The organism is Variovorax sp. CAN15 (assembly GCF_030462475.1).
GTDB lineage: Bacteria > Pseudomonadota > Gammaproteobacteria > Burkholderiales > Burkholderiaceae_C > Variovorax.
Genome location: NZ_JASMRZ010000007.1, coordinates 1 through 25608, shown reverse-complemented (window position 1 = coordinate 25608; position 25608 = coordinate 1). Strand labels below are relative to the sequence as shown.

General features: G+C 66.6%; 24 protein-coding genes, 2 tRNA genes and 1 pseudogene. 15 read left to right on the top strand and 12 right to left on the bottom strand.

The features are described 5' to 3' along the window. Positions 1–223: 223 nt before the first annotated feature. The 8 genes from QMO14_RS07815 to hrcA all read right to left on the bottom strand — a co-directional run bounded on the left by QMO14_RS07815 (position 224) and on the right by hrcA (position 7429). Positions 224–439, bottom strand: coding sequence for a hypothetical protein (locus QMO14_RS07815; RefSeq protein WP_301505799.1), 216 nt, complete (start codon positions 437–439; stop codon positions 224–226). Between the two features lie 239 nt (positions 440–678). Further along, positions 679–2046, bottom strand: coding sequence for a chloride channel protein (locus QMO14_RS07810; protein WP_301506020.1), 1368 nt, complete (start codon positions 2044–2046; stop codon positions 679–681). Positions 2047–2326: 280 nt separating this feature from the next. Continuing rightward, entirely contained in the window at positions 2327–2632 is a 306-nt protein-coding gene (locus tag QMO14_RS07805) for a hypothetical protein (RefSeq protein WP_301505798.1), read from the bottom strand. A gap of 129 nt (positions 2633–2761) precedes the next feature. After that, on the bottom strand, positions 2762–4177 hold the full coding sequence (zwf, locus tag QMO14_RS07800) for a glucose-6-phosphate dehydrogenase (protein WP_301505797.1): 1416 nt from the start codon (positions 4175–4177) through the stop codon (positions 2762–2764). Beyond that, positions 4174–5214, bottom strand: coding sequence for a phosphogluconate dehydrogenase (NAD(+)-dependent, decarboxylating) (gnd, locus tag QMO14_RS07795; RefSeq protein ID WP_301505796.1), 1041 nt, complete (start codon positions 5212–5214; stop codon positions 4174–4176). Before gnd ends, zwf begins: the two co-directional genes overlap by 4 nt. Then, a complete protein-coding gene (locus QMO14_RS07790; protein WP_301505795.1) occupies positions 5199–6092 on the bottom strand; it encodes a hypothetical protein in 894 nt (297 codons plus the stop codon). The genes gnd and QMO14_RS07790 overlap by 16 nt, the downstream gene beginning before the upstream one ends. A gap of 221 nt (positions 6093–6313) precedes the next feature. Then, a tRNA-Ile gene (locus QMO14_RS07785) sits at positions 6314–6390 on the bottom strand. Between the two features lie 31 nt (positions 6391–6421). Beyond that, entirely contained in the window at positions 6422–7429 is a 1008-nt protein-coding gene (gene hrcA / locus QMO14_RS07780; RefSeq protein WP_301505794.1) for a heat-inducible transcriptional repressor HrcA, read from the bottom strand. A gap of 31 nt (positions 7430–7460) precedes the next feature. Between hrcA and QMO14_RS07775 the strand changes: the two genes are divergently transcribed. The 3 genes from QMO14_RS07775 (at position 7461) to rapZ (ending at position 11102) form a co-directional block, all read left to right on the top strand. Further along, positions 7461–8381 carry an NAD kinase gene (locus QMO14_RS07775; protein ID WP_301505793.1) on the top strand — a complete coding sequence of 307 codons (921 nt, stop codon included), beginning with the start codon at positions 7461–7463 and terminating at the stop codon, positions 8379–8381. Between the two features lie 163 nt (positions 8382–8544). After that, positions 8545–10227: a DNA repair protein RecN gene (recN, locus tag QMO14_RS07770; RefSeq protein WP_301505792.1), complete on the top strand. Its 1683-nt coding sequence runs from the start codon at positions 8545–8547 to the stop codon at positions 10225–10227. Beyond that, the gene (rapZ, locus tag QMO14_RS07765; protein ID WP_301505791.1) at positions 10224–11102 is read left to right on the top strand and encodes an RNase adapter RapZ; all 879 of its coding nucleotides are present in this window, start codon (positions 10224–10226) and stop codon (positions 11100–11102) included. Before recN ends, rapZ begins: the two co-directional genes overlap by 4 nt. A 13-nt stretch (positions 11103–11115) precedes the next feature. Here rapZ and mutY read toward each other — a convergent pair whose 3' ends face one another. The 3 genes from mutY to mutM form a co-directional block, all read right to left on the bottom strand. After that, positions 11116–12150 (bottom strand): A/G-specific adenine glycosylase, encoded by a 1035-nt coding sequence (gene mutY, locus QMO14_RS07760; RefSeq protein ID WP_301505790.1) that lies wholly within the window; start codon positions 12148–12150, stop codon positions 11116–11118. 37 nt (positions 12151–12187) lie between these two features. After that, entirely contained in the window at positions 12188–14149 is a 1962-nt protein-coding gene (locus QMO14_RS07755) for a dynamin family protein (protein WP_301505789.1), read from the bottom strand. Between the two features lie 101 nt (positions 14150–14250). Next, entirely contained in the window at positions 14251–15063 is an 813-nt protein-coding gene (mutM, locus tag QMO14_RS07750) for a bifunctional DNA-formamidopyrimidine glycosylase/DNA-(apurinic or apyrimidinic site) lyase (protein WP_301505788.1), read from the bottom strand. Positions 15064–15144: 81 nt separating this feature from the next. Here mutM and QMO14_RS07745 point away from each other — a divergent pair, with 81 nt between their 5' ends. The 8 genes from QMO14_RS07745 to QMO14_RS07710 all read left to right on the top strand — a co-directional run bounded on the left by QMO14_RS07745 (position 15145) and on the right by QMO14_RS07710 (position 21680). Next, on the top strand, positions 15145–17007 hold the full coding sequence (locus QMO14_RS07745; protein ID WP_301505787.1) for a tetratricopeptide repeat protein: 1863 nt from the start codon (positions 15145–15147) through the stop codon (positions 17005–17007). 151 nt (positions 17008–17158) lie between these two features. Beyond that, positions 17159–17536 carry a lipoprotein insertase outer membrane protein LolB gene (locus tag QMO14_RS07740; RefSeq protein WP_301505786.1) on the top strand — a complete coding sequence of 126 codons (378 nt, stop codon included), beginning with the start codon at positions 17159–17161 and terminating at the stop codon, positions 17534–17536. Beyond that, entirely contained in the window at positions 17533–18414 is an 882-nt protein-coding gene (gene ispE / locus QMO14_RS07735) for a 4-(cytidine 5'-diphospho)-2-C-methyl-D-erythritol kinase (protein WP_301505785.1), read from the top strand. The genes QMO14_RS07740 and ispE overlap by 4 nt, the downstream gene beginning before the upstream one ends. A gap of 70 nt (positions 18415–18484) precedes the next feature. Then, positions 18485–18561, top strand: a tRNA-Gln gene (locus QMO14_RS07730). Positions 18562–18699: 138 nt separating this feature from the next. After that, a complete protein-coding gene (locus QMO14_RS07725) occupies positions 18700–19674 on the top strand; it encodes a ribose-phosphate pyrophosphokinase (protein WP_301505784.1) in 975 nt (324 codons plus the stop codon). Between the two features lie 86 nt (positions 19675–19760). Next, the gene (locus QMO14_RS07720; protein WP_301505783.1) at positions 19761–20441 is read left to right on the top strand and encodes a 50S ribosomal protein L25/general stress protein Ctc; all 681 of its coding nucleotides are present in this window, start codon (positions 19761–19763) and stop codon (positions 20439–20441) included. Between the two features lie 84 nt (positions 20442–20525). Then, on the top strand, positions 20526–21158 hold the full coding sequence (pth, locus tag QMO14_RS07715) for an aminoacyl-tRNA hydrolase (protein WP_184640656.1): 633 nt from the start codon (positions 20526–20528) through the stop codon (positions 21156–21158). A 36-nt stretch (positions 21159–21194) separates the two neighbouring features. After that, positions 21195–21680: a hypothetical protein gene (locus QMO14_RS07710; RefSeq protein WP_301505782.1), complete on the top strand. Its 486-nt coding sequence runs from the start codon at positions 21195–21197 to the stop codon at positions 21678–21680. On the opposite strand, the gene QMO14_RS07705 is transcribed toward QMO14_RS07710, so the two are convergent. Next, positions 21677–21964 (bottom strand): YfhL family 4Fe-4S dicluster ferredoxin, encoded by a 288-nt coding sequence (locus QMO14_RS07705; protein ID WP_176663271.1) that lies wholly within the window; start codon positions 21962–21964, stop codon positions 21677–21679. The genes QMO14_RS07710 and QMO14_RS07705 overlap by 4 nt on opposite strands. Positions 21965–22068: 104 nt before the next feature. On the opposite strand from QMO14_RS07705, the gene QMO14_RS07700 reads away from it, so the two are divergent. The 4 genes and pseudogenes from QMO14_RS07700 to QMO14_RS07685 all read left to right on the top strand — a co-directional run. Next, a complete protein-coding gene (locus tag QMO14_RS07700; protein WP_301505781.1) occupies positions 22069–23019 on the top strand; it encodes an ABC transporter permease in 951 nt (316 codons plus the stop codon). Then, complete coding sequence (locus tag QMO14_RS07695) at positions 23016–23912, top strand: ABC transporter permease (protein ID WP_301505780.1); 897 nt, start codon at positions 23016–23018, stop codon at positions 23910–23912. The genes QMO14_RS07700 and QMO14_RS07695 overlap by 4 nt, the downstream gene beginning before the upstream one ends. A 5-nt stretch (positions 23913–23917) precedes the next feature. Further along, positions 23918–24913, top strand: coding sequence for an ABC transporter ATP-binding protein (locus tag QMO14_RS07690; protein WP_301505779.1), 996 nt, complete (start codon positions 23918–23920; stop codon positions 24911–24913). After that, positions 24910–25596 (top strand): annotated as a pseudogene (locus tag QMO14_RS07685) (ATP-binding cassette domain-containing protein); the annotation flags it as partial. The gene QMO14_RS07690 and the pseudogene QMO14_RS07685, both read left to right, overlap by 4 nt. Positions 25597–25608 lie beyond the last annotated feature (12 nt).

The following is a 25608-nucleotide window of genomic DNA, read 5'->3' as shown; positions in this document are numbered from 1 at the left end:
CAGGTATTCAGAGGGAGACGATCGCAAGCGGAACGAGCTTGCACAGATGCGTGCGCTGAAGAGCGCAGCGAAGCGAAGGGATGGCCTTAGGGCGGGGTTACCGAGCAGAAGTAGCCGCGCGGAAGCTGGCTACCGGGATAGCCCGGCTGGTGCTTCATGGAAACGCGGCTGCCTTTGTGCATCAGAGCATTTTAACGATGCCGCGGTTTTGCGATGAGAAAACTCAACGGGTCCCCAGAGCCAGCAGATCCGTACTCGGCCTGGCCTCTGGGGGCAGTCGAAGGCGTTGCCGCAGCTGCAACTGCAACTGCAGGGCTTCGACCAGATCGTAGGCTTCGAGATACTTTTCGCCAAAACCTGTTGCCCGCCAAGTTTCGCAGTCTTTCAAGGCCTTGCCGATACGCTCTTCCAGAGCGAGAAGATCATCATGAACATTCATCGGATTCCTTCAATTGCAATCCAGGGCCACAGCAGCTTGTGGTTCAAGGGAGAACATTCGTGGCAAAAGCTCACGACGTCTGTACGGTGTCACGCATTCCATTTCCGACATGCCGTCAGAACCACGGCCTTGAACTGCGCGCTGTGCTTGTGGCGCGCGGCCGCTCATCGCGCACAGGATGCCCCTCGCTCAGGCAATCAAGATGACTTCGCTGTGGCCTGCATCTGTCCGAAAGCGGCTCAGGCGCTCTTGGTCGTTGGCTCTGCCGACGGCCGCGGCGCCGGTTCTATCCCGCGCAACGCATTGGCACCGTTCACCATGTGCTCGGCCAGGGTGTCGTAGAGCGGTCGACTGATCATGCGCGAAACCAGGCTTGCCAACATGGCGCACGCCATCAGGCTCAACACCATCGAGTGGCCATCCACCATCTCCATCACGATGATGAAAGCAGTCAGCGGCGCCTGGGTCACTGCTGCCAGAAAGCCTGCCATGCCCATGGCGATCAGCGCCGGCCCAAGGTCGGTGCCCGCCAGCCGGGCAATCCCGTCGCCGATGCCCGCACCGATGGACAACGCAGGAGCAAAGATGCCGCCCGGCACGCCGCACCAGGCCGTGATCCAGGTGGCAATGAATTTGAGGAGGGTATACAGAGGTGTAAGTTCATCATGACCGGCCAGCATCTGCTTGACGGCCTCGGAGCCCGCACCAAAGGTAACGCCCCCCGTGACCAGGCCGATCACCGCCACGACCAGACCGCCGGCAGCGGCAAAACGCACCGGCCAGCGCGCGCGCCAGCGATTCATGCGCTGCGGCGCCCCAGTGAGCGAAGCAATCAGCAGCCGCGCGAAAAGGCCGCCCGCCGCGCCGCTGACCAGGGTCACCAGAAGGCCGGGACCCAGTGCTCCCCAGCCCAGTTGCGGGGCCCGGATCACGCCGAAGTAGCTCAGGTTTCCGAACGCCGACACCGCCACCAAACCGGCCAGCACGATGGCCGTGATGATGACCCCGCTGGTTCGCGCCTCGATACGGCCCGACAGCTCCTCGATCGCGAACACGATGCCGGCCAGAGGTGCATTGAAGGCCGCGGCAATGCCAGCAGCGCCTCCGGCCACCAGCAGTGCGTGAATGTTGATGGTCGAATTCGGCGAAAGCCAACGGCGCGCGTGCTGCATTACACCGGCGGCCACCTGCACCGAGGGCCCTTCACGGCCAATCGAAAGCCCGGCGGTGAACCCCGCAACTCCGAGAGCCACCTTGGCCAGTGTCAGCCTCAACGATGCGAACAGGCCGCGCTGCTCGGGAGGCAATGCTGGGTGAAGTGCCGCCTTGATCTGAGGGATGCCCGAACCAGCCGCACCCGGAAACCAGCGCCGTGTGGCCCAGACGATGCCAGCGGCCGCAGCCGGCGTCCAAAGAAGCACGACCCAGGCGTGAGAGCCATAGAGTTGGCGAAAAAGGCCGAAAGCCCAATCGCTGGCGATCGTGAATCCCACCACGAAGAGACCGGCCGCAACCGCATACCCCAGCACGATCGAGCGATCTATCCAAACCCGCCAGCCCGAAAGTTCAGCGCGCAAATTTTCGAGGAAGTTGGGCTCGTGATGCATATGCGACATTGTCAACAACTTCAGGCTACCCACGATCACCGTGCTCGCCGACATCCGCCCGGCACCCTTGCTTTGCCGCCACTCGACGCTGGATGGCCATGGTGACGCGACAACAGTCCGGCTGCCTCGTCGACGCCCACGCGCTGCAAGCGGGTCGCCCACGCGCCGCCGTCCAGACTTTCAGGCCTGAACTTCTCGATCACGGCTTCGGCGCAGCTGCCGTCCATGGGCAGGGCGCGTTCTACCTTGCCGTGATCGGCGAGCGCACCACCGGTTCCTGTCAACCTCCCTGGTAGCTGCACCGCTGCGACCAGTCCTGCCAACGGCTGTGCGTCTGCGCCAATGTGCTGCCCGCGTCGACGGGCTCTTGTGCCGGCACGTGCGACGGCCGGTAGTTGAGCACGAACGGAACGCACTCGCCGACACCAACCTCGAAGCTGGCCGTCGAAGTCATGTGCTCGCCGCATGTGAGAACCAGCGTGTGAAGCTCCAGCGTGTCGGGCCCGGCGGTTGCGAACAAGGTGCCGTTGGCGCGCCGTACCCAGGGCACGATGGAGCCGCAGTCGAAGCGGATGACGAGTTCCATCCGCAGCCGAACGCGCTCGAGTCGAAGCGTGGCAGGCACAGCCAATCGATCGGGCCGTCGCGCCCCGCCAGCGCGCCGGTGTGGCCATCACGGATCAGCGCGTAGTCTTCAATGGGCAGAGGCATGGCCTCAGCTCGCTGGTTCGGGGTTGTGCCAGCCGCCATCGGCAGCGATCAGGTGATTCGCGGCCGGCGGCCCCCAGGTGTCCGGCGCATAACCAATGGCAGGTGGATACCTGGCCAGCACCGGCTCCACCACCGCCCACGCGGACTCGATCGCCCCTTCGCGTGTGAACAGCGCACCGTCGCCATCCATCGCGTCGGTCAGCAGCCGCTCATAGGGCGTCTGTTCGCCGGGCTCCTCTTCCAGCAGCGAGAACTCGCGCTGATCCCCGACGAATTCCTTGCCAGCGCGCTTGACGCGCGCGGCGAGCGCAATCGTCGAATGCGGTGAGAGGTGAAAGCGCAGATAGTTCGCGTCCTCGCGCACCGCAGAGTCGGCGAACAGGTTCTGCGGCGGTGCTTTCAGCTGCACGACCACCTCGCAAGCGGTCACCGGCAGGCACTTGCCGGAACGCAGGTACCAGGGCACGCCGCCCCAGCGCCAAGAATCCACGTGGAGCCGCAACGCGCAATAGGTCTCGACATCGGAGTCGTGGGCGACCTGCGGTTCGTCGCGGTAGCCGAGGTACTGGCCCCGCACCAGGTCGGCTGGCTGCAACGGGCGCATGGCCGCGAACACGTCGGCCTTGTGGCGGTGCACAGCCTTGAAGTCGCGGCTCGCCGGTGGCTCCATCGCCAGCAAGGCGACGATCTGGAACAGGTGGTTCTGTACCACGTCGCGCAGGCACCCGGCACTCTCGTAGAAAGCGCCCCGCCCTTCGACCCCGAACTGCTCAGCCAGCGTGATCTGCACACTCGCCACGTGATTGCGGTTCCAAATCGGCTCGAGGAACGAATTGGCGAAGCGGAAGTACAGGATGTTCATGATCGACTCCTTGCCAAGGAAGTGATCGATGCGAAAGATCGAGTCTTCGGGAAACACCGCCAGGGCCACGCGGTTGAGTTCGCGGGCTGAAGCGAGGTCTCGCCCAAAAGGCTTCTCGACGATCACGCGGGCATTCGCCCCGGGGCCCGCCGCCCCCAGGCCTTCGATGACGGTCGGAAACAGCGCCGGCGGAATGGCCAGGTAGTGCGCGGGCCGCTGCGCGTCGCCGAGCGTGTGCTTGAGCGAATCGAAAGTGGCCCGGTCCGCGTAGTCGCCGCGCACATAGTGCAAAAGCGAGAGGAATCGGTCAAGGGCGCCTTTGTCGACGCCGTCATCGTCGTGCCCGATGCTCTCGATCGCACGGGCCCGCAGATGCTCGATGCCCCAGTCCGACGAGGCGACACCGATCACCGGCACGCGCAGCGTTCCGCGTTTGCACATCGCGTAGAGCGCTGGAAAGATCTGTTTGCGTGCCAGATCGCCGGTGATGCCGAACACCACCAACGCATCGGAGGGGATGCGCGCCTCGGAAGACGCGGCTGGGGTTTGATGGTTCATGCGCCCCCCTTGGACGCCGGGCCAGGAGCCGGCTTTTCGAGATGGCCGCCAAACTCGTGCCGCATGGCCGACTGAACGCGGTTGGCGAAATCGGCTTCGCCACGCGAGCTGAAGCGCGCGTAGAGCGCCGCGCTCAGCACCGGGACCGGCACCGCCTCGTCGATCGCGGCCTGGACGGTCCAGCGGCCTTCTCCGGAGTCGGAGACACGGCCCTCGAATTTCGAGAGCTCCGGGTCCTCGGCCAGTGCCGCTGCGGTCAGGTCGAGCAGCCATGAACCGATCACACTGCCACGACGCCAGACCTCTGCGATCTCGGGCAGGTCCATGTCGTACTGGTACAGCTCGCGATGGCGCAACGGCGTCGTCTCTGCATCGGCGGCGCTCGCGGACTTGCCGACGTTGGCGCCGCGCAGGATGTTCAGGCCCTCGGCATAGGCCGCCATCACGCCATATTCGATGCCGTTATGGACCATCTTGACGAAGTGGCCTGCGCCGTGTGGACCGCAGTGCAGCCAGCCCTGGTCGGCGGTGCCGGCGTCGGCACGCCGACCCGGCGTCGGCGCGGATGTGCCAGGCCCCGGCGCCAGCGTGGCGAACACCGGCGCGAGCCGCTGCACAGCGGTGTCCTCGCCACCGATCATCAGGCAATACCCGCGCCCCAACCCCGCAACCCCGCCGCTGGTGCCCACGTCGACATGCTGGATACCAGATTCGCGCAACGCGGCGGCGCGGCGCAGGTCGTCGTGGTAGTAGGAGTTGCCGCCATCGACGACGATGTCGCCTCGCTGCAGCAGCGGGACCAACTGTGCGAGCAAATCGTCGACGACTGCCGCCGGCACCATCACCCACACCGCGCGTGGAGGCGCCAGCGCCGCGACGAAGGCCTGCAGCGAAGTCGTGCTGCGCGCGCCCAGCGCCGCCAAAGGCGCCATCGCTTCGGGGTGCGCGTCGTGGACGACGCATGCATGGTCTCCGCGCAGCAGGCGGGTTGCCATGCTGGCGCCCATGCGTCCGAGTCCGATCATGCCGATCTGCATCGCGAGTCTCCCGTCTGGTTGAGGCGAACAACGAACGCGTGTTCGCGGCGATCGTCGATCAGGGGAATGGCCGAGCCGAACGACTCCGTGCCGTCCAGCATCGGCGCAGGACCATCGCCTTCGCGTGATGTGGGCAACACCTCGATTCGGTAGAGCGTCTCGCGATACCGATAGTTCAACTGAAACGAGCCCCAGTCTTTCGGAACGCAGGAAGCGATCCGCAGTCCGTTCGACTCCACCGTCAATCCCAACAGCGACTCGAGAATGAAACGCGGCATCCAGCCAGCCGGCCCCGTGTACCAGGCCCAGCCGCAACGGCTTGCGTGCGGCGCCGGCGCATACACATCCGATGCGCTGACGTACGGCTCGGTCTTGTAGGTCGCGACGGCACGCGGCGAGTCGCTTTGCTCCCTCGCGGCGCGCAGCCGCACCGATTCGACGGCGAAGCGCCGCGCGAACGATGCGTCGCCTCGCCAAGTAGCCAACTGGCCGAATTGGGTGAGCACCGTGTCGAGGATGAAGGACGGCCAGACGCTCTCGCCCCGCCCCACGGCACCGACGGGGTCCATGCCGTCGTTCCAGCCACCTGTCCCCATCGAGGGAAGCCCATGCTCGCCGAAACGCAGGACATACGCCACGGCGCGCACGCAGCGCTCGTACAAGCTGGCCGATTCGATGCACTCGGTCGGTAGTTCGTAGTAGGAGGCCTTGCCGTCCTTCAGGGGCCACCCCTGCAGAAAACGCACCGGCTCGTCGAGTACGGCGTTGTCGCCAGTGACGAGGGCGCGGCGACAGGTTGCGAGCGGCAGCCACAGGTAGTCGTCTGAGCAGCGCGTGCGCACGCCGCGCCCCGACGGCGGGTGCCGGCAGTGTTGCACTTCGCCTTGGGGAACTGCCGGGCCGCACCGCGCGCCGGGTGGTCGCGCACGAATGCGGGCGTGGCGTGGACCAGCGCCATCACGTCCTGCAACTCATCACGAAAGCCGGACCCCGAAATCTTCTTACATCGACCCTTGCATCAAAGAAAAATAGTCACAATAGAAAAGGGTTTGCTACATTTTCAGTAGCAAACCCTTCATTGACTCTGAAGTCTTATTGTTGGTAGGCCGTGATGGGCTTGAACCATCGACCAACGGATTATGAGTCCGCTGCTCTAACCAACTGAGCTAACGGCCCACGTGGAACGATTCTATGCGCGCCGACGAGCCTACTTGCGATGACTCAGCGCATTGCTCACGAGACGCGACGTGATGTCGACGATCTGGATCATCCGCTCGTAGGGCATGCGCGTCGGTCCGATCACACCAAGCGTGCCCACGACTTCCCCGTCGACCTCGTAGTTGGCACTGACGATGGAAAGCTCCTCGAACGGCACAACCTTGCTCTCGCCACCGATGAAGATGCGCACGCCCTCTGCCTTGCTCGACACGTCGAGCAGACGCATTAGCTGGGCCTTCTGCTCGAAGAGCTCGAAGGCACGGCGCAACTGCCCCATGTCGCTGGAGAAATCGCTCACCGCCAACAGGTTGCGCTCGCCGGAAATGACGACGTCATCTTCCTGCGCCTCGGTCAGCACTTCCGAGCTGACCTGCACCGCCGCCTGCATCAACGTGGCGATCTCGCCGCGCAGCTTCTCGATCTCGGACTGCAGCCTGTCGCGCACCTGCTCGATGGTGAGCCCCGCATAGTTCGCGTTGATGTAGTTCGATGCCTCGACCAGTTGCGACTGCGAGTAGTCGGCCTCCGGAAAAATCACCCTGTTCTGCACGTCGCCGTCGGGCGAGACGATGATCACCAGCAGGCGCCGCTCCGACAGCCGCAGGAACTCGATCTGCTTGAAGACCGAAGCGCGCCGCGGCGCCATCACCACGCCCACGAACTGCGACATGTTCGACAGCAGGTGCGCCGCATTGGCGATCACCTTCTGCGGCTGGTCGGGCGCGAGGCTCGGCGCGGTCATCTGCTCGCGCTGCGCGGTCAGCATGGTGTCGACGAAGAGGCGGTATCCGCGGTGCGTCGGAATGCGGCCGGCCGAAGTGTGCGGACTGGCGATCAGCCCCAGCGCCTCGAGGTCGGACATGACGTTGCGGATGGTTGCCGGCGACAGATCGAGCCCCGAAGAACGCGACAGCGTACGCGATCCGACGGGTTGCCCATCGGCGATGTAGCGCTCGACGAGCGTCTTGAGCAGCAACTTGGCACGGTCGTCCAGCATTGCAAGATTTTAGTGTTGTAATTTGTGAGATATGACCTCACGCTTTCGTCACGTCGCCCTGATCGGCAAATACCAGGCTTCCGGCGCCCGGGCGCAGGCGGATGCGCGCGACAGCGTCATGGAAGACATCGGTGCCTTTCTCGAATCGCAAGGCTGCACGGTCTACGTCGAGCGCCCGACATGCGAAGAAGCCGATGACACCGATGACACCCTCCCCGCCCATCCACGCTACGAAGCCCTGAGCGTCGAGGAAATCGGCCAGCGCTGCGACCTCGGACTGGTGGTCGGCGGCGACGGCACCATGCTCGGCATCGGCCGTCAGCTCGCCAGCTATGGCATTCCGCTGATCGGCATCAACCGCGGCCGGCTCGGCTTCATCACCGACATTCCGCTCGACAACTATCAGGCCACGCTGATTCCGATGCTGGCCGGCGAGTACGAGGAAGACCACCGCAGCCTGATGCAGGCCAGGGTCGTGCGCGACGGTGCCTCGGTGTTCGACGCCTTCGCCATGAACGACGTGGTCGTCAACCGCGGCGCCACATCGGGCATGGTCGAGCTTCGCGTCTCGGTGGGCCGGCATTTCGTGGCCAACCAGCGCGCCGACGGACTGATCATCGCAACGCCCACGGGCTCAACCGCCTACGCGCTGTCGGCCGGCGGCCCGCTGCTGCACCCGGCGGTGCCGGGGTGGGTGCTGGTGCCGATCGCGCCGCACACGCTGTCGAACCGCCCGGTCCTGCTGCCCGATGCCGACGAGATCGTCATCGAGCTGGTGGGCGGGCGCGATGCCAGCGCCAATTTCGACATGCAGTCGCTCGCCTCGCTGGCTATCGGCGACCGCGTGGTGGTGCGCCGCTCCGACTTCCGCGTGCGCTTCCTGCATCCGCGCGGCTGGAGCTACTTCGACACGCTGCGCAAGAAACTTCACTGGAACGAAGGGGGCTCCTGAATGAAGCTCGCCCCCAGGCTGCGCGCACTTCGTGTCGCTTCGCCAACCCCCTTGCAGGGGGCAACACCGGCAGCCCGGCAAAGCCGGTTCCGCGGTGTTTCGCGCCTCGAACCCTACGACTTCGCACAACGCCCCCTGCACGGACCCTGGAGGAACAACTGAGATGGCATTGCGACGCATCGCACTGCGCGACTTCGTGATCGTGCGATCACTAGAACTCGACCTGTCCGGCGGCTTCACGGTGCTGACCGGCGAAACAGGCGCGGGCAAATCCATCCTGATCGACGCGCTGCAACTCGCGCTGGGCAACAGGTCCGATGCCGGCGCGGTGCGCGAAGGCGCCGAGCGCCTCGACGTGAGCGCCGAATTCGATGCCGACCCGGCGCTGGACAGTTGGCTGGACGAAGGCGGCTTCGAACCCGGCGACGCGCTGCTGCTGCGCCGCACCGTCGATCTGCAGGGCCGCAGCCGCGGCTGGATCAACGGCAGCCCCGCCACCGCCACCCAGCTGCGCGAGCTCGGCGACCGACTGCTCGACATCCACGGCCAGCACGCCTGGCAGAGCCTGACGCGGCCCGAAGCGGTGCGCGGCCTGCTCGACGCCTACGCGGGCGCGCGTACCGATGCGCTCGACGCCGCCTGGCAGACCTGGCGGCAGGCGCTATCCACACTCGAACACGCCCGCTCCGCTCAAGACTCGCTGCAGCGCGAACGCGAACGGCTGCAGTGGCAAATTTCCGAAGTCGCCAAGCTCGCGCCGGGCGCCGACGAATGGGAAGAGCTGTCGACCAACCACTCGCGCATCTCCAATGCACAGGCGCTGATCGACGCGGCCCAGGGCGCCAGCCAGGCGCTGGAGGACGATGACAACGGCGCCCTTTCCGCGCTCCAGCGCGCGGCCACGCTGCTGCAGAACTGCGAGCACATCGAGCCCGAGTTCCGTTCGCTTGGCGAAGTGCTCGCCTCCTGCGTGGCCCAGGCCTCCGACGCGGCCCACACGTTGCATGGCTACCTGCGCGATGCCGAAACCGACCCTCAAAGCCTTGCGGAGCTCGACGAGCGCATGGGCCTTTGGATGTCGCTGGCGCGCCGCTACAAGCGCCCGCCGGCCGAGCTGCCGGCGCTGCTGGCCGGCTGGCAGGCCGAGCTGCAGGCGCTCGACGCGCAAAGCGATCTCGAAGGCCTGGAGCGCGCCGAGCAAGCCGCGCAGCAGGCCTACATGAAGGAAGCCAAGGCGCTCGGCAAGATCCGCAAGCAGGCGGCGCCCCGACTCTCGCAGGCCGTTACCGACGCAATGCAGGGCCTGGGCATGCAGGGCGGGCGCTTCGAGGTCGAGCTTCAGCCGCTGGCTCAACCCAGCCGCGCTGGCCTCGAAGACGTGGCCTTCCTCGTGGCCGGCCACACCGGCAGCACGCCGCGGGCCATCGGCAAGGTGGCTTCGGGCGGCGAACTCTCGCGCATCGCGCTGGCCATCGCGGTCACCACCAGCGAGCTCGGTGCGGCGCAGACGCTGATCTTCGACGAGGTCGATTCCGGCGTGGGCGGCGCGGTCGCCGAGACCGTCGGCCGCCTGATGAAGCAGCTCGGCCGCGACCGCCAGGTGCTCGCCGTGACCCACCTGCCGCAGGTGGCGGCCTGCGCCGACCACCACCTGGTGGTGGCCAAGCGCCAGACGGCTGCAACCGGCAGCGACGGCCCGCGCACCGAAAGCGGCGTGTCGCGCCTGGACGACGACAACCGCGCCAGGGAAATCGCCCGCATGCTGGGCGGCGAAAAAGTCTCGCAGACCTCGCTCGCCCACGCGCGCGAGATGCTCGGCCACAAGACCTCGGCGACGGCGCAATGACGCTCGACCTCGTGCTCATCACGGGCATGTCGGGCTCCGGCAAGTCGGTGGCCCTGCATGCGCTGGAAGACGCTGGCTACTACTGCGTCGACAACCTGCCGCCCGAGCTGCTGACCTCGTTCATCGCGCTGCAGCACGAGCAGCAGGCCACGCGCGTGGCGATTGCCATGGACGTGCGCAGTGGCGTCTCGCTGCCCACCGTTCCGCAGCAGCTCGACGCGCTGCGCCGCGATGGCGGCATTTCGCTTCGCTCGCTCTTCCTCGACGCGACCACCGACGCGCTGCTGCGCCGCTATTCGGAAACCCGCCGCCGCCACCCGCTTTCACGCCAGGAAAGCCGCACCGACGTGCCCGAGCAGCACCGTGTGCTGGCTCAGGCGATCGAACTCGAGCGCGAGCTGCTGGCCGATCTGCGCGACGGCGCCGACGTGATCGACACCAGCCTGATCCGCCCGGCGCAGCTGCAGAGCTATATCAAATCTCTGATCTCGGCACCCCAGAGCGCGCTGACGCTGGTGTTCGAATCCTTCGCCTTCAAGCGCGGCGTGCCGCTGGATGCCGACTACGTGTTCGACGTGCGCATGCTGCCCAACCCGCACTACGTGCCCGCGCTGCGCCCGCTCACGGGCCGCGACGAGCCTGTGATCGAATGGCTGCGCGAGCACGACGACGTGGCGCGCATGTACGACGACATCGAGCAGTTCCTGACGCACTGGCTCGACGCGCTGGCGCGCGACCACCGCAGCTACGTGACGGTGGCCATCGGATGCACGGGCGGGCAGCACCGCTCGGTGTTCCTGGTCGAGCAACTGGCGCGCTCGTTCGGCGCTCGCTGGGGCGCCCTGAAGCGGCACCGCGAGCTCGACGCGAACTGATCGGCTGGCGGGGTTAGGCCTCGCCGCCCTCCAGCAGCTTGCGCATCGGGGCCGGCAGGCCCAGCCGGCTCCACTCCTTTGCTGCGAACCAGCGCGCGCCCTCGCCTTGCGGCTGGCCATCATCGATCTGCACCGGATGCAGATGCAAGTCCTTGTGGGTCAGCACGTGCACGAAGGCCGGCAGGTCGTGAGCACCGCGCCGCGCGGCTAAAGGCAGGGCAGCAAGAAGCTCTTCACGGCTCTCGAACACCGGCAGGCAGTAAAGACCGCCCCAGATTCCCTTCGCCGGCCGCTTCTCTAGCCACGCTCGGCCCTGGGCATCGCGCGCCAGCAGCACCCACAGCGACTGCGCGCTGCGCTTGAGCTTGCGCGTCTTGACCGGGTAGCGCTCCGGCGCGCCTTCGCGCAGGGCCGCGCAGCTCTTCTGAACCGGGCAGATCATGCAGCTAGGCTTGCGCGGCAGGCACACCGTGGCACCCATGTCCATCACGCCCTGCGTGTAGGACGCGATGGCTTCCTTGTCGCTCGCAGGAGGGAGCAGGTGCGTCGCCAGATCCCACAGCGCGCGCTCCTGCGCCGCCGAAGACATGTCGCCCGCGAAGCCGAGCACGCGCGTCAGCACGCGCTTGACATTGCCGTCGAGGATCGCCACGCGCTCGCCGAAGCAGAAGGCCGCGATGGCCGCCGAGGTCGATCGGCCGATGCCCGGCAGCGTGACGAGCTCGGTCGCAGTGCGCGGAAACTCGCCGCCGAAACGCGCGACGACCTCCTGCGCGCAGCGATGCATGTTGCGCGCCCGGCTGTAGTAGCCCAGCCCGCTCCACAGGCCGAACACCTCGTCCTCGGTGCCGGCGGCGAGAGCCTTCACGTCGGGAAAGCGTTCGAGAAAGCGCGCGAAATAGCCGAGCACCGTCGACACCTGCGTCTGCTGCAGCATCACCTCCGACAGCCACACGCGATACGGGTCGCGCGTGTTCTGCCACGGCAGCTGGCCGCGCCCGTGGCTGCGCTGCCAGCTCACGATCTGCGCTGCGAAATCCGGGGGCAATGGCTGGGTCGCGGTCGCCGCCGTGGAGGCGGTTTTTTCAGGCCGCACGCAGTTCGCCGATGGTGGCCGCGGGCTGCGGCTTTCCGTGCTGCGCGATCAGCGAAGTGAACTCGCGCAGCTGCACATGGAGCTCGGTGAGGTTGCTCTCCTGCGCGGCCAGTTCGACCAGCCGCTCGTCGAGGTTGCCCGCCGCGCTCTGGATGCGCTCGATCGCCTCGATGCGCTTGCTGAAGTTGCGGCGGCGCTCCTTGAGCTGCGCATCGATCTGCGCGCTTGCGCCCTTGCTCCAGCGCTCGACCTCGGTCATGGCGGCCTCGTTCACCAGCCGCAGCCGGCTGGCGAGCGCGCGCACCAGCTTGTCGCAGAAGTCGGCCTGCGCGAGCTTGAGCAGGTTGCCCACGCCCAGGTAGTGGATGTGGCTGCGCTCGATCTGCGCCAGCTCCTGCTCGAAGCCCGTGAGGTCGGGCTCGGCCGGCGCCTGCAGAGTGAAGCCCTGCTCGGCGTTGAGCTGGCGGAAGGTGGCGTGCAGCATCGACTGGATCTCGGCCGTGGTCGCCTGCACTTCGCGCAGGTTGTTGCGCAGCGAGTCGAAAGTCTCGGCGTACACCTTGCGCACGTTGAACTTGACGCCGGGGCGCTTGAGCGCGGCCGACAGCTTCACCATGTCGGCCTTCAGCGCGGTGCGCCCGAGCACGGCATACACCTCGCGCAGCAGCTTGCCCTGCACCGAGCGCAGCGCCAGGATGCGCGTGTTGCTGCCTTCGAACTCGGCATGCTCCTGATCGATGCGCGCGCGCATGTGGCGGATCACCGAGACGTTCTTGCCGCGCAGGCCCTGCAGTTCGAGCGCCTGCTCGGCGAGGTCGCGCTGGCGCACCTTCAGGATGCGCTCGGCCTCGGCGCGCAGCGCGGTCATGCCCGCATCGACCGCGAGCCGCAGCATGGTTTCGCGCTTGCCCAGCACGCCTTCGGCCAGCAGCGATTCGAGCGCCGGCAGGCGGCTGGCCTGCAGCAGTTGGCCGTCGTGCTGGATCTTGGCCTGCAGCCCCTTCTGCGCGGACACCGGCAGCACCTGCGCCAGCGGCACTTCGAGCAGACGGGCCGCGCCTTCGCGCTGACGCTCGATCTGCAGCTCGATCTGCGCGGGCGTGCTGAGCGTGTCCCACATGGTGTCGATCTTGTTGAGCACCACGAAGCGCGTGTCGTTGCCCTCGTCCTCGGTGATCAGGTGTTCGCGCCAGATGGAAAGATCGGAGCGCGTTACGCCGGTCTCCGCGCCCAGGATGAAGACCACAGCGTGCGCCTGCGGAATCAGGCTCACCGTGAGTTCGGGTTCGGCGCCGATGGCGTTCAGGCCCGGAGTGTCGAGAATCACCAGTCCCTGCTCCAGCAGCGGATGGGGCATGTTCAGCACGGCATGGCGCCAGCGCGGAATCTCGACGCGGCCTTCGGCGTCCTGCACCGGGTTGTCGTCGGGCGTTTCGTCGTTCCAGAAGCCCAGCGTGCGGGCTTCGTCCTTGCTGACCCAGCGCACCTCGGCCACCTTGCCCATGGCCTGCGCCAGGTGCTCGGCGTTGCCGACGTCGATGGCGATCTCGGTCCAGCGCGTGGGCTTGTCGCGCCAGTGGGCCAGCGAATGGGGCTCCAGCCGGGTCTCGATGGGCAGCAGCCGCAGCTTGGGCGCGATCGCGGCGTCATAGCCCAGCTCGGTCGGGCACATCGTGGTGCGGCCGGCGCTCGCGGGCATGATGCGCCGCCCGTAGCCGGCGAAGAAGATGGCGTTGATCAGCTCCGACTTGCCGCGCGAGAACTCGGCCACGAAGGCAACCATGACCTTGCTGGTGCGGATCTGCGTCTCGAGCCCGCGCAGGCGCTCCGCCACCGCCTGGTCGAGCAGCTCGTTCTCGGTCAGCCAGCGGGACAGCCACTGCAGCCGGTGGGCGAAATTGCTCCGCCACGCACCGTGCTGATCGAGTTGTTGGTTGAAGGAGCGGCTCAAGGGGAATATGTAAGAAACAATTTACAAATATACATCGGCATGCGTGCCGCTGACGTTTCCTGATTGTTTCTATTTTCCCGCCCCGGCAGGCGAGCCCGCGCCTACTTCTGGCATTGGGGGCAGTAATAGGTGGAACGCTGTCCTTGCCGCAGCAGCCGGATCGGCGTTGCACAAACCCGACAGGGCTCGCCCGCCCGGCCGTAGACGGTCGCCTCGAGCTGGAAGTAGCCGTTCTGGCCGTCGATGTTGGAGAAGTCGCGCAGCGTGCTGCCGCCCTTCTCCACCGCCCGCGCCAGTATCTCGCGCACCGCCGCGTGCAGTTTGGCCGCACGCGGGCGGCTGATGCGCGCGGCCGACAACGTCGGCCGGATGCCCGCCTGGAACAGCGCCTCCGACGCATAGATGTTGCCCACACCCACCACCACGTCGCCCGCCAGCAGCACCTGCTTGACGGCCGTCTTGCGCTTCTTCAGGCCGGCGTGGAAGGCGTCGAGGTCGAAGCCTTCATCCAGCGGCTCCATGCCCAGGCCGCCCAGCAGCTTGATGGCCCATGGGGCGGATTCGTCTTCCACGTAAACAACTGCGCCGAAACGGCGCGGGTCGTTGAGCCTGAGCGTGCCTCGGTCGGTAACAAGATCGAAGTGATCGTGCGGGCCAGGCGGCGGCAGCGCGGCATCGAAGCGCAGGCTGCCCGACATGCCCAGGTGCAGCAGCAGGATGCCGCGATCGAGATCGATCAGCAGGTACTTGCCGCGCCTGCGCACCTCGCGCACCTGCCGGCCGACCAGCGCCTCGGGCAGCACCATCAGCGCCCATCGCAGCGGCTTGCCGATGCGCACCGCCTCGATGCGGCCTCCCGCGATCCGCTCGGCGAATCCGCGGCGGGTGACTTCGACTTCGGGTAGCTCGGGCATGGAAAGTAAATCTTCGGCAAACGCCCGCGGCGGCGAAGCCCCACGCGATGCTCGTACAAAAGGCTGGATTATTATGGTTGCATGAACTTTTCGCCCCGCCGACACCGCCTTGCGGCGGCCGCGTCTCTCGCCTTGCTGGCCTGCGCCACCCACGCGCAAACTTCCGATCCGGCAGCTCCCATCAGCCCCACTCCCGCCATCGAACGGCCGGCGCAATCGAAGCCCGCAGCCAGGCCCCGGCCGACTGCGGCCAAGGAAGCCGCCGAACCCGCGCCGCTGCAATCCGCGCTGACGGCCGACCTGTTCTACGAGATCCTGATGGGCGAGATGACCGCCCGCTCCGGCGACCCCGGCTCCGGCTATGCGCTCGTGCTCGACGCCGCGCGCCGGCTGCGCGACGGCAAGCTGTTCCAGCGCGCAGTCGAGATCGCGCTGCAGTCGCGCTCCGGCGACGCGGCGCTCGCCGCGGCACGCGCCTGGCAGGAAACCTTGCCGAATTCGCGCGACGCACGCCGCATCGAACTGCAGATCCTGATCGCGCTGAACCGCATCAGCGAAACCGTCGAGCCGCTGCGCGCCGAAGTTGCGGCCACCTCGCAGATCGAGCGACCGCTGCTCATGGCCGTGATCGTGCGCAACTACTCGCGCGCATCGGACAAGAAGCTGGCTGCCTCGGTGGTCGAGCAAGCGCTGGCCGACGAACTCAAGAACCCTGCAACGGGCGGGCTGGCCTGGGCCACCGTCGGCCGGCTGCGCCTGAACGCGGGCGATGCTTCCGGTGCACTGGAGGCCGCACGCAAGGGCCAGGAGATCGACCCGACCTCCGAGGCCCCCGCCGCGCTGGCCCTCGAAATGATCGACCCTGGCCAGCCGCTCGCCGAGCCGATCGTCATGCGCTTTCTCAACAACAACCCGAAGGCCTCGCCAGACCTGCGCGTCGCCTATGCGCGCGTGCTGGTCGAAAACCGTCGCTACAGCGATGCCTCCGCCCAGCTGCAGACGCTGACCACCACGCGCCCCGGACTCGCGGAGCCGTGGCTGCTGCTGGGCAGCCTGCAGATGCAGGCCCGGCAGGACGCCGCGGCCGAAACTTCGATCAAGCGCTTCATCGAACTGTCGGGTAGCCCGAAAGGCGGCGGCAACAGCAAGGATGCCGACGATGCCGCCGACCGCAAACGCGGTGTGTCGCAGGCGTACTTCGCGCTGTCGCAGCTGGCGGAGAGGCGCAAGGACTATGCGGCGGCCGAGCGCTGGCTCTCGCGCGTCGACGGCGCCGACGAACTGGTGGCCGCACAGACCCGCCGCGCGAGCCTGCTGGCCCGCCAGGGCAAGCTGCCGCAGGCACGCGAAGTCATTCGCAGCCTGCCCGAGCGCACGGCCGAGGACAAGAAGCAGAAATTCCTCGCCGAAGTGCAGCTGCTGCGCGACGCCAAGCAGTACCAGGCGGCCTACGACATGCTCGCCCAGGCTTCGGCTGCGTCGCCGGACGACGGCGATCTGGTCTACGACCAGGCCATGGTCGCGGAAAAGCTCAACCGCCTCGATGACATGGAGCGCCTGCTGCGCCGGCTCATCGAACTCAAGCCCGAGAACCAGAACGCATACAACGCGCTGGGCTACTCGCTGGCCGATCGCAAGATCAGGCTCGAGGAGGCGCGCACGCTGATCCAGAAGGCGGTGCAGTTGGCGCCGGAAGATCCGTTCATCGCCGACAGCCTGGGCTGGGTCGAATTCCGGCTCGGCAACACCGCGGAAGCCATCCGCATCCTCGAGGCGGCCTACAAGACGCGGCCCGATCCCGAGATCGGAGCGCACTTCGGCGAAGTCCTGTGGACCTCCGGCCAGAAGGACCGCGCGGTCACGATCTGGAAGGAAGCCCTGCTGAGCGACGCCGAGAACGAGACGCTGCAGGAAACGCTCAAGCGCCTGCGAGTGAAGCCCTGACATGGCGCAGGCAGGGGCATTCGCGCCGATGCAGGGCGGCCGTCGCGCTTTTCTGGCGGCGGGCGGGGCAGCGGCCATACTGGTTACCGGCTGCGCGCAATTGTCCGGCGGCTCCTCTACGCCGAAGAGCACGGACAACTGGAGCGGCCGCATGTCGCTGCGCATCGAAAGCGAGCCGGTGCAGACCTTCGCGGCGCTGTTCGAGTTGCGCGGCTCGGCCGAGGCGGGCGACCTGACGCTCACGACGCCCATCGGCAGCACGCTCGCGCAACTGCACTGGGCACCGGGCGAGGCGCTGCTGAAGGACGGCAGCAAGACTCGGCGCTTCGACTCCGTGGATGAGCTGATCGAGGCCGCTACTGGCGCGGCCATTCCGGTCGGCGCCCTCTTCGGCTGGCTCGCGGGCCGCAACGAGCCCGTGCCCGGCTGGAAGCCCGATCTCGCGCAACTCGGCAGCGGGCGGTTGCAGGCGGTGCGTGAGTCGCCGAGCCCGCGCGCCGACCTGCGCATCGTGTTCGAGCGGTCATGAAGGCGATCTACGACCTCCCTGCGCCGGCCAAGCTCAATCTCTTTCTCCACATCACCGGCCGGCGCGACGACGGCTATCACCTGCTGCAGTCGGTGTTCATGCTGATCGACTGGTGCGACACGCTGCACGTCGAACTGCGGCGCGACGGCCAGCTCAGCCGCGAGGACCTGACGACGGAGCTGCCCGCGGACGACCTGATCCTGCGCGCCGCGCGCGCCCTGCAGCCGTTCGCGGCGCCCGGCCAGGGTGCGCACATCGGCGTCGCCAAGCATGTTCCGGCGCAGGCAGGCATGGGCGGAGGCTCGTCGGATGCCGCCACCTGCCTGCTCGCTCTCAACCGCCTGTGGGGGCTGAACCTGCCGCTGTCGCGGCTGGCCCACATCGGCCTGAAGCTGGGTGCCGACGTGCCCTTCTTCCTCGGCGGGCACAACGCGTGGGTGGAAGGCATCGGGGAGGAAATCACACCGGTTACACTTCCGTCGGCGCGCTTCGCGGTGGTCAAACCACCCGAGGGACTCGATACCCGATTAATTTTTTCGGACTCAGACCTTCAACGTGCCACGCCTGTTGCTATAATCTCAGGCTTTGCTGCAGACAGCGAATCGTCGGAAGCGACAAACTTGGGAAACCGGGTTTTCGACTTCGGCCACAACGACCTGCAGCCGGTTGCCCAGCGACTTTGTCCCGTGGTCACCGACGCCATCGAATGGCTCGGCGCCCAAGGATTGAAGGCCCGGATGACCGGCTCCGGAAGCTCGGTGTTCGCAAAGCTGCCGCAATCGCCGCAGGAAGCGGAACTGCTCGAAGCCCCCGAAGGCTGGCAGGTTCGTCAATGCAGCAACCTGGAAGCCCATCCACTCTGCGGATGGGCAACCTGAAGATGATCGGATCGTTCATTCGGTTCGATGCGACATATATCGGTTGATGGCGAAAGCCGTCGACCCGTGTAGGGGAGTCGCCAAGCTGGTTAAGGCACTGGATTTTGATTCCAGCATGCAAAGGTTCGAATCCTTTCTCCCCTGCCAAATCTTCACGACTGCGGCCCGAGGGCCGCAGTCTTCATTTGCAGCCCACCCGCTGCAATAATCGGCGGCTCACCGGCCGCCACGCCTACGAACCTTTTGGCGGCTTCCTAAGCCCACTTGCACTGCCGGGACGCGCTCATGCAGGCTAATCACCCTGATTTCATGGTTTTCACCGGCAACGCCAATCCGGGCCTTGCCGCAGAAATCGCGCACAACCTCGGCACCTCGCTGGGCGCTGCCCGCGTCGGCCGCTTCTCCGACGGCGAAGTCACCGTCGAAATCAACCAGAACGTCCGCGCACGCGACGTGTTCGTGGTGCAGTCGACCTGCGCACCGACGAACGAAAACCTGATGGAACTGCTGATCATGGTCGACGCGCTCAAGCGCGCTTCGGCCGAACGTATCAGCGCCGTGATCCCCTACTTCGGCTATGCCCGCCAGGACCGCCGCCCGCGCTCGAGCCGCGTGCCGATCTCGGCCAAGGTCGTGGCCAACCTGCTGGAAACCGTCGGCGTCGAGCGCGTGCTCACGATGGACCTGCACGCCGACCAGATCCAGGGCTTCTTCGACATCCCCGTCGACAACATCTACGCCTCGCCGGTGCTGCTGGGCGACCTGCGCGCCAAGAACTACGAAGACCTGATCGTGGTTTCGCCGGACGTCGGCGGCGTGGTTCGAGCCCGCGCACTGGCCAAGCAGCTGAATTGCGACCTCGCCATCATCGACAAGCGCCGCCCGAAGGCCAACGTCAGCGAAGTCATGAACGTGATCGGCGAGATCGACGGCCGCAACTGCGTGATCATGGACGACATGATCGACACCGCCGGCACGCTGGTCAAAGCGGCCGAAGTACTCAAGGAGCGCGGCGCCAAGAGCGTTTACGCCTACTGCACGCACCCGATCTTCTCGGGGCCGGCGATCGAGCGCATCACCCAAGGCTCGGCCCTCGACGAAGTGGTCGTGACCAACACCATTCCCCTTTCCGACGGCGCCAAAGCCTGCGGAAAGATCCGCCAGCTCTCCGTGGCACCGCTGATCGCAGAAACGATCCAGCGCATTGCCAAGGGCGAGTCGGTGATGAGTTTGTTCTCGGATCAGGACAACCTGTTCTGACCGGGGCATGAAGCGGGCCTCCTTTACGGGCGGCCTTTTTGAACCGGAGTCGCACTGGTCGCGGTGGACTCTTACAGGAGCTAGTTATGAAATTCGTCGCTTTTGAGCGCGCAAAGCAGGGCACGGGTGCGAGCCGCCGTCTCCGCATCTCGGGCAAGACCCCCGGCATCGTCTACGGTGGCGACACCCAGCCGCAACTGATCGAAATCGATCACAACGCGCTGTGGCACGCCCTGAAGAAGGAAGCCTTCCACTCCAGCGTCCTCGAGATGGAACTGGGCGGCAACGTCAGCAAGGTTCTGCTGCGCGACGTGCAATACCACCCCTTCCGCCAGCTGGTGCAGCACATCGACTTCCAGCGCGTGGACGCCAAGACCCGCATGACCCTGAAGGTGCCCGTGCACTTCAAGGGCGAGGAAGAGTCCGACGCCGTCAAGCTCGACCACAACCTGGTCAACCACATCACGACCGAACTGGAAGTGAACTGCCTGCCGACCGACCTGCCCGAATTCATCGAAGTCGACCTGTCGGGCCTGAAGAAGAACGGCACCGTCACGCTGAAGGACATCAAGCTGCCCCGCGGCGTGAAGTGGGTCAGCCACGGCAAGGCCAACCCGGTGCTGGCTTCGGCCGTGACGCCGGCTGCCGAAGAAGAAGCGCCCGCCGAAGGCGCAGCAGCTGCGGACGCAGCAGCAGCCGCTCCGGCCGGCAAGGGTGGCAAGGCCGCGGCCAAGACGCCCGCCGCCAAGGCACCTGCCAAGAAGTAATTCGCTTCTTTCGCATTTGTTGCTTGTCGAAGGCCCGCCTCGTGCGGGCCTTCTGCTTTTCCGGCGACCGGATAATCCACGACCATGATCAAGCTGTTTGTCGGCCTCGGAAACCCGGGCCCCGAGTACGAAGCCACGCGGCACAACGCCGGTTTCTGGTGGATCGACGCCCTCGCGCGCGAATGGAAGCTCAATCTCGTGCCCGAGCGCAGCTACCACGGCCTCGCCGCACGCACAAGCATCGGCGGCCAGAGCATCTGGCTGCTGGAGCCGCAGACCTTCATGAACCTGTCGGGCAAGTCGGTGGCCGCCCTCGCGCGCTTCTTCAAGATCGCGCCCGAAGAGATCCTCGTGGTGCACGACGAGCTCGACGTGGTCCCGGGACAGGTCAAGCTCAAGTTCGGCGGCAGCCATGCAGGCCACAACGGGCTGCGCGACATCCACGCGCAACTGGGCACCGGCGACTACTGGCGGCTGCGCCTGGGCATCGGGCACCCCGGCGTGAAGTCGGAGGTCGTCAACTGGGTGCTCAAGAAGCCGCTCAAGGAACAGCGCGAAGCGATCGAGGACGCCATCACCCGCACGCTGCACGCGATTCCCGCGCTGGTCGCGGGCGAGATGGAAAAGGCGACCCTGGTCATTCACACGAGCAAACCACCCCGGCCCAAACCGCCGCGGAGGGAGCCCGGCGAAGGGGGCACGCCTGCCGCCACCTAGCCGGCCATTGAAGTGCAGGGAGGGAGAGAAATAAAAATGAGCGAGAAGAAAGAGAAGGACGGAAAGACGGTTTCGAAAACCGCGGCCGCTATCTTTTCAATAGCAATCGGCGTCTGTTCCGCAGGTGCTGCCGCCCAAGGGGCGAACACCTGGCGCTGCGGCAACGCCTACTCAGACCAGCCCTGCGAAGGCGGCAAAACGGTCAAGGTGGACGATCGCCGCAGCGACGAGGACCGTCGGGCCGCCGACGCCGGCATCCGCAGCGCCCAAACCCAGGCCGACCGCATGGAGCGCAACCGCCTTTCGCTGGAAAAGGCCGCGTACGACCGGGAGCAGCGCGCCGCGCGGGAGGCAAGAAGCGCGGCCCTGGCGGAGAGGCGGCTCGCCATGGCCGAGCAAAGGGAGCGCGACCGTGCTCGCAAGGAAGCCAATGCACCCCGCAAATCGAGCATGAGCTTCAGCAGCGGCCGGGGCGCCGACGCACCGGAACGCAAGAAAAAGAAGCGGAAGTCGGCCGATTAGGCGCCGGATGAAGCTGCTGCTGCAGCAGCAGTCACCTTGATCGCCGTGAGACGCTGGTACTTCTGCATCAGCGTCTCGCGGCTTTCCACATGCTCGGGGTTCACGGGAATGCAGGCCACAGGGCAGATCTGCACGCACTGCGGCTCATCGAAATGGCCCACGCACTCGGTGCACTTGTGCGGATCGATCTCGTAGAAGGCCTCGCCCATGTAGATCGCATCGTTCGGGCACTCGGGCTCGCAGACATCGCAATTGATGCATTCGTCGGTGATCATGAGGGCCATGGCCTCGATTATCGCGGCTCGGGCCGGGCCGGCAGCCGGTGAATGACAAAGGCCACATTCGCGGCACATTTGTTGCGGGAGTCAGTTATGCTGCGCCCCGCCCCATGAGTCTGTTCCTAGTCAAGCGCCTCGCCACGCTGATCGGCACCCTGATCGGCGCCTCGGTCATCGTCTTCCTCGTGCTCGAGATCCTGCCCGGCAACGCCGCGCAGATGCTCATGGGCCCCGACGCCTCGCCCGAGGCCGTGGCRGCACTCGCCACCAAGCTCGGCCTCGACCAGCCCGCCTGGACGCGCTACTGGCACTGGATCGGCGGCCTGCTCACCGGCAACCTCGGCGACAGCTACGCCTACAGCTCGCCGGTGCTCGACYTSATCCTCGAGCGCCTTGCMYTGACKGTGCCCCTGGCCGTGATGGCCATGGCRCTSACCGTCGTGATCGCGCTGCTRGTGGGCGTGACCGCSGCGGCCCGCCACAACAAGCTCGGCGACGTCGGCCTSATGGGCATGGCCCAGGTCGGCATCGCCATTCCSAACTTCTGGTTCGCCATCCTGCTGATCCTGGTGTTCTCGGTGCAGCTGCAGTGGTTCTCAGCCGGCGGCTTCGARGGWTGGGGCGAAGGCATCTTTGCCGGCATCAARTCGCTGCTGCTGCCTGCGTTGTCGCTGGCGGTGGTGCAGGCGGCGATCCTCGCGCGCATYACGCGCTCGGCAGTGCTGGAAGTGATGCGCGAAGACTTCGTTCGCACRGCCCGCGCCAAGGGCGTGTCGCAGCGCATGGTGCTTTGGACGCACGTGCTGCGCAACGCGATGATTCCCGTCATCACGGTCATGGGCATGCAGTTCTCGGAACTSYTGGCCGGCACCATCGTGGTGGAGAACGTGTTCTATCTTCCCGGCCTGGGCCGGCTGATCTTCCAGGCCATCAGCAACCGCGACCTGRTCGTGGTGCGCAACTGCGTGATGCTGCTGGCGGCCATGGTGGTCATCGTGAACTTCGTGGTCGACGTGCTCTATGCCGTCATCGACCCGCGCATCAAGGCCAGCGACATATGAGTGCCATCAACCCGACCTCCGGCACGCTGCCGGCCGCTACCGGCGTGGCGCTGAAGGCCCCCGGCTTCTGGCACCGCGCGCTTCGCCATCGCAGCTTCTGCATCGGCGGCGTGCTTGCCGCGCTGCTGGTACTGGCGGCGCTGCTCTCTTATGTGTGGACGCCTTACTCGCCCTACGGAATGGACATGGCGAACAAGCTGCAGGCGCCCTCCGGCTCGCACTGGCTGGGCACCGATGCGTTCGGCCGTGACGTGGTCTCGCTGCTGCTCGTCGGCGCGCGCGCATCCATCCTGGTCGGCGTGATCGCGGTCGGCATCGGCCTCGTGGTCGGCACCGCGCTCGGCCTGCTCGCCGCCGCCAAGCGCGGCTGGGTCGAGGAAGCCGTGATGCGGCTGTCCGACTTCACGCTGGCATTTCCCGCGATCCTGTCGGCCATCATGATGACGGCAGTGTTCGGCGCAGGCATCGTGAATGCGATCGTGGCCATCGGCATCTACAACATACCTACCTTCGCACGCATCACGCGGGCCTCGGCCAACGCGATCTGGTCGCGCGAGTACGTCGCCGCCGCACGCGCCTGCGGCAAGGGCAGCTTCGCCATCACCATGCAGCACGTGCTGCCGAACATCTCGGCCGTGCTGATCGTGCAGATCACCATCCGCTTCGCCATCGCCATCCTTGCCGAAGCCGCCCTCTCCTACCTGGGCCTTGGCACGCAGCCGCCGCAACCCTCGTGGGGCCGCATGCTGAGCGAAGCGCAGACCCTCATGTTCCAGCAGCCGCTGCTGGCCGTCTTCCCCGGCATGGCCATCGCGCTCGCGGTGCTCGGCCTGAACATGCTCGGCGACGGCCTGCGCGATCTGCTCGATCCGCGCCTCGCACGCGCCCGCTAAGCGATATGCCTCTCCTCGAAGTCAACAACCTCCAGATCGGCCTGCAGACCCAACGCGGGCCGGCGCAGGCCGTGCGCGGCATCTCCTTCTCGCTGGAGCGCGGCGAAACGCTGGGCATCGTCGGCGAGTCGGGCTGCGGCAAGTCGATCACCGTGATGTCGCTCATGGGCCTGCTGCCCTCCACCGCCAAGGTTTCGGGCAGCATCAAGCTCGACGGGCAGGAGCTCGTCGGCCTGCCCGAAAAGAAGATGTGCGAGATCCGCGGCAACCGCATCGGCATGATCTTCCAGGAGCCGATGACGGCCCTGAACCCGGTGCACACCATCGCACGCCAGGTCGGCGAGCCGCTGCGGCTGCATCGCGGCCTGACCAAGGAGCAGGCCCGCAAGGAAGCTCTGAACCTGCTCGACCGCGTGGGCATTCCCGATGCGGCGTCGCGCCTCGACGCCTACCCGCACCAGTTCTCCGGCGGCCAGCGCCAGCGCATCGGCATCGCGATGGCGCTCGCCTGCGGGCCCGACCTGCTGATCGCCGACGAGCCGACGACCGCGCTCGACGTGACCATCCAGAAGCAGGTGCTCGACCTGATCCAGAGCCTGGTCAAGGAAATGGGCATGGCGCTGATCCTGATCTCGCACGACCTCGGGGTGATCTCCAACAGCGTCAAGCGCATGCTCGTGATGTACGGCGGCAGCGCGGTGGAAAGCGGCCCGACCGACACGGTCTTCGCCGGCCGCGCGCATCCTTACACGCGCGGCCTTTTCGCGGCGCGCCCGGCCATCGGCGCGGTGCGCGCGGGCCGGCTGCCGACCATCCAGGGCAGCGTGCCCGAGCTGGTCGACATGCCGCGCGGCTGCGCCTTCGCCGGCCGCTGCGCCCATACCATCGACCTGTGCCAGAGCACGCGGCCGCGCGAGACGCTGCTGCCCAACAACCACGTGGTGCGCTGCCTGCGGCTCGGAGAGATCGCCGCATCCACCGCCAGGACCGCCACCGCATGAGCCAGCCCGCTGCCACCGCCCGCCAGCCCCTGCTGGCCGTCAACAACCTCTATCGCCACTACGCGCTGCCTCGCGAGAAGCTCTTCGGCCCGCCGCCCACCGTGAAGGCGCTCAACGGCGTGAGCTTCGAAGTGCAGGCCGGCCAGAGCGTGGGCATCGTCGGCGAATCGGGCTCGGGCAAGTCGACCATCGCCCGGCTCGTGATGGCGCTCGATACGCCGACCTCCGGCACCGTCTCGCTCGAAGGCCGCAACCTGCACGCGCTCTCGAAGGAAGAGCTGCGCGTCGCACGCCGCGACTTCCAGATGGTGTTCCAGGACCCGTACGGCTCGCTCGACCCACGCCAGACAGTGGCGCGCATCGTCGCCGAACCGCTCGAAGCCCTGGCTGCCACCACGAAAAGCGAACAGCGCGAACGCGCCGCCGAAACGCTCGCCGCCGTCGGCCTGCGCACCACCGACATGGACAAGTACCCGCACGAGTTCTCGGGCGGCCAGCGCCAGCGCATCGCCATCGCGCGCGCGCTCATCACGCGCCCCAAGCTCATCGTGGCCGACGAGCCCGTGAGCGCGCTCGACGTCTCGGTGCAGGCCCAGGTGCTCAACCTGATGCAGGACCTGCAGCAGCAGTTCGGCATCAGCTACCTGCTCATCAGTCACGACCTGGCGGTGGTCAACCATCTGTGACCATCTGTG

What these genes read in the sequence shown, in the direction of transcription:
- QMO14_RS07740 (WP_301505786.1), top strand. Translation starts at nt 17,159, where the DNA reads ATGTCGCTGCGCATCGAAAGCGAGCCGGTGCAGACCTTCGCGGCGCTG.
- ispE (WP_301505785.1), top strand. Translation starts at nt 17,533, where the DNA reads ATGAAGGCGATCTACGACCTCCCTGCGCCGGCCAAGCTCAATCTCTTT.
- QMO14_RS07705 (WP_176663271.1), bottom strand. Translation starts at nt 21,964, where the DNA reads ATGGCCCTCATGATCACCGACGAATGCATCAATTGCGATGTCTGCGAG.
- recN (WP_301505792.1), top strand. Translation starts at nt 8,545, where the DNA reads ATGGCATTGCGACGCATCGCACTGCGCGACTTCGTGATCGTGCGATCA.
- pth (WP_184640656.1), top strand. Translation starts at nt 20,526, where the DNA reads ATGATCAAGCTGTTTGTCGGCCTCGGAAACCCGGGCCCCGAGTACGAA.
- QMO14_RS07775 (WP_301505793.1), top strand. Translation starts at nt 7,461, where the DNA reads ATGACCTCACGCTTTCGTCACGTCGCCCTGATCGGCAAATACCAGGCT.
- QMO14_RS07745 (WP_301505787.1), top strand. Translation starts at nt 15,145, where the DNA reads ATGAACTTTTCGCCCCGCCGACACCGCCTTGCGGCGGCCGCGTCTCTC.
- mutM (WP_301505788.1), bottom strand. Translation starts at nt 15,063, where the DNA reads ATGCCCGAGCTACCCGAAGTCGAAGTCACCCGCCGCGGATTCGCCGAG.
- hrcA (WP_301505794.1), bottom strand. Translation starts at nt 7,429, where the DNA reads ATGCTGGACGACCGTGCCAAGTTGCTGCTCAAGACGCTCGTCGAGCGC.
- gnd (WP_301505796.1), bottom strand. Translation starts at nt 5,214, where the DNA reads ATGCAGATCGGCATGATCGGACTCGGACGCATGGGCGCCAGCATGGCA.
- QMO14_RS07710 (WP_301505782.1), top strand. Translation starts at nt 21,195, where the DNA reads ATGAGCGAGAAGAAAGAGAAGGACGGAAAGACGGTTTCGAAAACCGCG.
- QMO14_RS07725 (WP_301505784.1), top strand. Translation starts at nt 18,700, where the DNA reads ATGCAGGCTAATCACCCTGATTTCATGGTTTTCACCGGCAACGCCAAT.
- QMO14_RS07810 (WP_301506020.1), bottom strand. Translation starts at nt 2,046, where the DNA reads ATGCATCACGAGCCCAACTTCCTCGAAAATTTGCGCGCTGAACTTTCG.
- QMO14_RS07815 (WP_301505799.1), bottom strand. Translation starts at nt 439, where the DNA reads ATGAATGTTCATGATGATCTTCTCGCTCTGGAAGAGCGTATCGGCAAG.
- QMO14_RS07805 (WP_301505798.1), bottom strand. Translation starts at nt 2,632, where the DNA reads ATGGAACTCGTCATCCGCTTCGACTGCGGCTCCATCGTGCCCTGGGTA.
- zwf (WP_301505797.1), bottom strand. Translation starts at nt 4,177, where the DNA reads ATGAACCATCAAACCCCAGCCGCGTCTTCCGAGGCGCGCATCCCCTCC.
- QMO14_RS07690 (WP_301505779.1), top strand. Translation starts at nt 23,918, where the DNA reads ATGCCTCTCCTCGAAGTCAACAACCTCCAGATCGGCCTGCAGACCCAA.
- QMO14_RS07720 (WP_301505783.1), top strand. Translation starts at nt 19,761, where the DNA reads ATGAAATTCGTCGCTTTTGAGCGCGCAAAGCAGGGCACGGGTGCGAGC.
- rapZ (WP_301505791.1), top strand. Translation starts at nt 10,224, where the DNA reads ATGACGCTCGACCTCGTGCTCATCACGGGCATGTCGGGCTCCGGCAAG.
- QMO14_RS07695 (WP_301505780.1), top strand. Translation starts at nt 23,016, where the DNA reads ATGAGTGCCATCAACCCGACCTCCGGCACGCTGCCGGCCGCTACCGGC.